Source organism: Mesorhizobium sp. M7A.F.Ca.US.014.04.1.1 (assembly GCF_003998745.1).
Lineage (GTDB): Bacteria > Pseudomonadota > Alphaproteobacteria > Rhizobiales > Rhizobiaceae > Mesorhizobium > Mesorhizobium ciceri.
Genome location: NZ_RZRW01000008.1, coordinates 21,620 through 28,053, shown reverse-complemented (window position 1 = coordinate 28,053; position 6,434 = coordinate 21,620). Strand labels below are relative to the sequence as shown.

The 6,434-nt window shown below is 62.0% G+C and carries 6 protein-coding genes; all 6 read left to right on the top strand.

Annotated elements, in window-relative coordinates; translation table 11 throughout:
• The coding region (locus tag EOA22_RS01225) for an FAD-dependent oxidoreductase (RefSeq protein ID WP_164755171.1) at positions 1-194 on the top strand (194 nt) is incomplete at its 5' end.
• Positions 195-226: 32 nt separating this feature from the next.
• The gene (locus EOA22_RS01220; RefSeq protein WP_013529091.1) at positions 227-1,228 is read left to right on the top strand and encodes a 4-hydroxyproline epimerase; all 1,002 of its coding nucleotides are present in this window, start codon (positions 227-229) and stop codon (positions 1,226-1,228) included.
• A gap of 334 nt (positions 1,229-1,562) precedes the next feature.
• On the top strand, positions 1,563-2,465 hold the full coding sequence (locus tag EOA22_RS01215; RefSeq protein WP_013529092.1) for a branched-chain amino acid ABC transporter permease: 903 nt from the start codon (positions 1,563-1,565) through the stop codon (positions 2,463-2,465).
• Positions 2,466-2,469: 4 nt separating this feature from the next.
• Positions 2,470-4,065 (top strand): high-affinity branched-chain amino acid ABC transporter permease LivM, encoded by a 1,596-nt coding sequence (gene livM, locus EOA22_RS01210; protein WP_013529093.1) that lies wholly within the window; start codon positions 2,470-2,472, stop codon positions 4,063-4,065.
• A complete protein-coding gene (locus tag EOA22_RS01205) occupies positions 4,065-5,621 on the top strand; it encodes an ATP-binding cassette domain-containing protein (protein WP_013529094.1) in 1,557 nt (518 codons plus the stop codon). Before livM ends, EOA22_RS01205 begins: the two co-directional genes overlap by 1 nt.
• Positions 5,621-6,349 (top strand): ABC transporter ATP-binding protein, encoded by a 729-nt coding sequence (locus EOA22_RS01200; RefSeq protein ID WP_013529095.1) that lies wholly within the window; start codon positions 5,621-5,623, stop codon positions 6,347-6,349. Before EOA22_RS01205 ends, EOA22_RS01200 begins: the two co-directional genes overlap by 1 nt.
• Positions 6,350-6,434: the final 85 nt, after the last annotated feature.

Genomic DNA, 6,434 nt, shown 5'->3' with positions numbered 1-6,434 from the left:
GGTTCCGCCCCTCGCTGCCGGATTCAGTGCCCGTCATCGGCGGCGCGCCGGGAAAGCGGTCGGTGGTCTATGCCTTCGGCCATGGCCATCTCGGCCTGACCCAGGCGGCGGCCACCGGACGGTTGATCAGGGATCTTGTCCTGGGGCAGACTCCGCCGATCGATCTGGCCCCCTTCAGTCCGCAACGATTTTGATTTTTTCGGGTTTTTGATTTTCGAGGAGCGTCATGGCCAAGAAATCCTTCTTCTGCATAGACGGCCACACCTGCGGCAATCCTGTGCGGCTGGTCGCCGGCGGCGGCCCGCTGTTGCAGGGCGCGACGATGATGGAGCGGCGTGCGCATTTTCTGGCCGAATATGACTGGATCCGCACCGGGTTGATGTTCGAGCCGCGCGGCCACGACGTGATGTCCGGTTCGATTCTCTATCCGCCGACGCGCGAGGATTGCGACATCGCCATCCTGTTCATCGAAACCTCCGGCTGCCTGCCGATGTGCGGCCATGGCACGATCGGTACGGTGACGATGGCCATCGAGCACGGACTGATCAAACCAAAGACGCCGGGCGTGCTCAGGCTCGACACGCCGGCCGGGCTGGTCGTCGCCGAATACAAGCAGGTCGGCGACTATGTCGAGGAGGTGCGCATCACCAATGTGCCATCCTTCCTCCATGCCGAGGGGCTGACGGTCGAATGCCCTGGGCTCGGTGAAATCACCGTCGACGTCGCCTATGGCGGCAACTTCTACGCCATCGTCGAACCGCAGGAGAACTATCGCGACATGGCCGATCATTCGGCGGGCGACTTCATCGCCTGGAGCCCGGTGGTGCGGCAGCGGCTCAACGAGAAATATTCCTTCGTGCATCCGGAAAATCCTGGCATCAACCGGCTGTCGCACATGCTGTGGACCGGTGCGCCGACGGTGGATGGGGCGGATGCCCGCAATGCCGTGTTCTACGGCGACAAGGCGATCGACCGCTCGCCCTGCGGCACCGGCACCTCGGCGCGCATGGCGCAGCTTCATGCCAAGGGCAAACTCAAGGCCGGAGACAGCTTCGTGCATGAATCGATCATCGGTTCGCTGTTCAAGGGCAAGGTCGAAAAGGATGTCAGCGTGGCCGGCAAGCCGGCCATCATTCCCTCGATCGGCGGCTGGGCGCGCATGACCGGACTGAACACCATCTTCATCGACGACCGCGACCCGTTCGCGCACGGGTTTGTTGTCAAGTGATGGGAATCCTGACCTTGCGGAAAGCAACGACCTGAAAAATGGATCGTGCCAAAAACGCAAGGATTCCTTTCATCACCTAATTTTGACGGCGATTTCTTCGAAACGGGGCGCATGATGCGGTCGAATCGTCAAAGACATTGCGTTATGCCAATGGTAGGGTCCGCGATAGTCCAGGGGTCGGATGATGGAAAACGGGCAATCGGGCGGCGTGCTTCGAAAACACGCATGACGATTGAAAAATGACGTTGCAATCCGGGCTCGAAACTTTACGACTAGGGGAAATACGAAAAGGAATGCGTCTGCATGGGCGACATTCCAGGGGAGCCATGTACACATGCAGTACTTTGTCCAGCAGCTTATCAACGGGCTGACGCTGGGATCGATCTATGGGCTGATCGCGATCGGCTACACGATGGTCTACGGCATCATCGGTATGATCAATTTCGCCCATGGCGACATCTTCATGGTGGGTGCCTTCACGGCACTGATCGTCTTCCTCGCCCTTGGCGCGCTGTTCTATTCCGTGCCGGTTGTGCTGGCGCTGCTGATCATGATGATCGTGGCGATGCTGCTCACCAGCCTCTACAACTGGACGATCGAAAAGGTGGCCTACCGGCCGCTGCGCGGTTCGTTCCGACTGGCCCCGCTGATCACTGCCATCGGCATGTCGATCGCGCTGTCGAACTTCGTCCAGGTGACGCAGGGTCCCCGCAACAAGCCGATCCCGCCGATGGTCAGCCAGGTTTACAACATCAACGGCATCAGCGTGTCGCTGAAGCAGATCATCATCGTCGTCGTCACGGCGCTGCTGCTGGCGCTGTTCTGGTATCTGGTCAACAAGACCTCGCTTGGACGAGCGCAACGGGCCTGTGAGCAGGACCGCAAGATGGCGGCGCTGCTCGGCATCGATGTCGACCGTACCATCTCGATCACCTTCATCATGGGTGCGGCCCTTGCCGCGGTCGCCGGCACTTTGTTCCTGATGTATTACGGCGTCATTGCCTTCTCGGATGGTTTCACGCCGGGCGTGAAAGCCTTCACGGCGGCGGTGCTGGGCGGCATCGGTTCGCTGCCGGGCGCGGTGGTCGGCGGGTTGATGATCGGCTTCATCGAGAGCATGTGGTCGGCCTATTTCTCGATCGACTACAAGGATGTCGCGGCGTTCTCGATCCTGGCCATCGTGCTGATCTTCCTGCCTTCCGGCATATTGGGCCGGCCAGAAGTCGAAAAGGTCTGAGACTATGGCCGTCACCGTATCTCCGGAGCGCGACACCGTCGCCACCCCCATGCAGCGCGCATTGCGTGAGGCGCTCTATGCCGCTGCCATATCGTTTGGCCTGTTCGTGCTGTTCATCGGCCTGAAGACCGGCCAGAACATTTCCAATGAACTGGTCCTGACGACACGCTGGGGCCTGCTTGCCGCCGTGGTTATCGCCACGGCTGTCGGGCGCTTCCTCTATGTCGCCTATGGACAGCCCTTCCTGGCCAACCAGAAGATCACCGACGTCGCCACCGGCCTGCTGCCGGCCAGCGTGGCGTCACGCTTCTTCCAGTTGCCGGCCTTCATCGTGGCCTTGGTCGCGGCGGTGGTGTTGTTTGCGGTCAACAGCTCTCTCGTCGGATGGGTGGGAGCGGAGCCGGCGGGCTATCTGCAGTTCCTGCGCGCCTTGTCGGTCATCTATGTGCTGGCCTGCGTGATCTATTATTTCCGCGGCTTCATTCATGCCAACTTCACCAAACTCGGCATTGCCGCGCTGATCCTCTATCCGATCCTGGTGGTGGCGATCCTGTCGCTGATGTCCTGGTCGTTCGTCGGCGGACTGCAAGGCTCGCTGAAATGGGTCGACAATTTCGGCATCCAGATCCTGATCTATGTGATGCTGGCCTGGGGCCTGAACATCGTCGTTGGCCTCGCCGGCCTGCTCGACCTCGGTTATGTCGCCTTCTACGCGGTCGGCGCCTATGCCTATGCGCTGCTCGGCACGCAGTACGGCCTGTCGTTCTGGATCCTTTTGCCGGCCGCCGGCGCCATGGCCGCCTTCTGGGGCGTGCTGCTCGGTTTCCCGGTGCTGCGCCTGCGCGGCGATTACCTGGCGATCGTCACCTTGGCTTTCGGTGAGATCATCCGCCTGGTGCTGATCAACTGGCGGGAAGTCACCAACGGTTCAGCCGGTATTTCCGGCATCCCGAAGGTCACCTTCTTCGGCCTGATGACCTTCAACGTGTCGGACCCCAATTACGTCGCCAAGGTGCTGCATCTGGCGACATCGAGCGCCTACTACAAGATCTTCCTCTATTACCTGATCCTGGCGCTGGCGCTGCTGACAGCCTTCGTCACCATCCGGCTGCGGCGCATGCCGGTCGGCCGTGCCTGGGAAGCGTTGCGCGAGGACGAGATCGCCTGCCGCTCGCTCGGCATCAACACCACCACCACGAAGCTTACGGCCTTTGCCACGGGTGCGATGTTCGGCGGCTTCGCCGGCGCATTCTTCGCCGCACGGCAGGGCTTCGTCAGCCCGGAATCCTTCGTCTTCCTGGAATCGGCCATCATCCTGGCCATCGTGGTTCTCGGTGGCATGGGCTCGCTGGTCGGCATAGCGGTCGCCGCAATGGTGATGATCGGCGGCACCGAGGCGTTGCGCGAACTCGACTTCCTCAAGCAGGTCTTCGGACCGGACTTCACACCGGAACTCTACCGCATGCTGCTGTTCGGCATGGCCATGGTCATCGTCATGCTGTGGAAGCCGCGCGGCTTCGTCGGCAGTCGTGAACCAACCGCCTTCCTGAAGGAGCGAAAGGCCGTCTCAAGCTCCTTCACCAAGGAAGGACACGGCTGATGAATGCGAACCCTGTTCAGAAAGCCGCTTCGGGCATGAACGACGCTATCCTTCAGGTCGATCATCTGTCGATGAAGTTCGGTGGCCTGGTGGCCATCGGGGATCTGTCTTTCGCCGCCAAGCGCGGCGAGATCACCGCGCTGATCGGCCCCAACGGCGCCGGCAAGACCACGGTGTTCAATTGCATCACCGGCTTCTACAAGCCCTCGGAAGGCATGATCACGCTCAACCGGAACGATGGTTCGACCTTCCTGCTCGAGCGGCTGCCCAACCATGAAATCCCGGCGCGCGCCAAGGTGGCGCGCACCTTCCAGAACATCCGCCTGTTCTCCGGCATGACCCTGCTGGAGAACCTGCTGGTCGCCCAGCACAACAAACTGATGAAGGCATCGGGCTACACGGTGCTTGGCCTGTTCGGCTTCAGCGGCTATCGCAAGGCCTCGGCCGAATCGGTGGAGCTCGCCAAGCATTGGCTGGAAAAGGCCGATCTTGTCGACCGTGCCGACGACCCGGCCGGCGACCTGCCCTATGGCGCGCAGCGCCGTCTCGAGATCGCTCGCGCCATGTGCACGGGACCCGAGCTTCTGTGCCTCGACGAGCCGGCGGCCGGCCTCAATCCGAAGGAATCGGCGGCGCTCAACGAGCTGCTGATCGACATCAAGAACACATCCGGCGCCTCGATCCTGTTGATCGAGCACGACATGTCGGTGGTCATGCAGATCTCCGACCATGTCGTGGTGCTGGAGTATGGCCGCAAGATCTCCGACGGCAGTCCGCAGTCGGTGCGCACCGATCCGCGCGTCATCGCCGCCTATCTCGGCGTCGACGACGAGGAAGTCGAAGCGGTCCTTACCGAAGTCGGCGACGAAGATGTCATCGAACAGCTCGATACGGGGCCGGATGCCGCGCACGGTCCGGGAACATCGTCGTCCTATCTCGCCGGGCCGGTGACCGACACGGTCGGCCATAGTTCGGGCGAGCGGGTTACGGTGGCCAAGGGAGCGTCAAAGGCCGGTCAGGTCGACGCCAGGTCGCTCGCCGCGGCAAACAAGGCAGCCTCGCAGGCAGCCGTGCCGCCGGCGAAGGCAAAGCCTGCTCCGAAAGCGACGTCGAAGGCGGCAACCGGCACGGCGGCGAAGTCGACCGCATCCGCCAAGCCTGCGGCGAAGACTGGAGAGATCTCCAACCGGCTGGCTGCGCCTCGCGGCGGCAAGGCCGACAATTTGACCCGCATAAAGGGCATCGGTACGGTCAACGAGAAGAAGCTCAACGACCACGGCATCTTCCACTTCGACCAGATCGGCGCCTGGAAAAAGGCCGACGTCGAGGCCGCCGAAGCCTATCTTGCTTTTGACGGACGTATCGCGCGCGAGGAATGGGTCAAACAGGCTAGGCTGCTCGGCCAGGGCAGGGACACGGAATTTTCGCGCCGCGTGGATGCGGGCAAGGTGGCGACGAGCCATGCTTCCGCAAAGACTGCAAAGGCAGCCTCCGGAAAGACCGCGAGCAAGACCGCTGCCAAGCCCGTGGCGGGCAAGCGTGGAGGGGGCAAGTGATGGCCGCGACAACGCTGCTCGATATCAAGGGCGTGCAGACCTATTACGGCAACATCCGGGCGCTGAACGGCGTCGATGTCACCGTCAAGCAGGGTGAGATCGTGGCGCTGATCGGTGCCAATGGCGCCGGCAAGTCGACGCTGATGATGACTATTTTCGGTGCGCCGCGGGCTCGCGCCGGGACTATCACCTTTGCCGGCACCGACATAACCCAGATGCCGACGCACGAGATCGCGCGCATGCGCATTGCCCAATCGCCCGAGGGCCGGCGGATCTTTCCGCGCATGACGGTGATGGAAAACCTGCAGATGGGCGCCAGCCTCGACAACCTCAAGCACTATGACGAGGACGTCGAGAAGGTGTTCACGCTGTTCCCGCGTTTGAAGGAGCGCATCACCCAGCGCGGTGGCACGCTGTCGGGCGGTGAGCAGCAGATGCTGTCGATCGGACGCGCGCTGATGGCACGGCCGAAGCTGCTTTTGCTCGACGAGCCGTCGCTGGGTCTCGCGCCGCTGATCGTCAAACAGATCTTCGACGCCATCCGCGAACTGAACCGCACCCAGGGGCTGACCGTGTTCCTGGTCGAGCAGAACGCCTTCGGCGCGCTCAAGCTCGCCACGCGCGGCTACGTCATGGTCAACGGCAATGTGACGATGAGCGGCACCGGCAAGGAACTGCTCGCCAATCCGGAAGTGCGCGCCGCCTATCTCGAGGGCGGACACCACTGAGTTCGAAGCGGAATGCGTGCACCGCTATTCCGCTCCAGATTGTTTGTTTGTCGCATGATCTTTGTCCGGAAAGTCCGCAACTTTC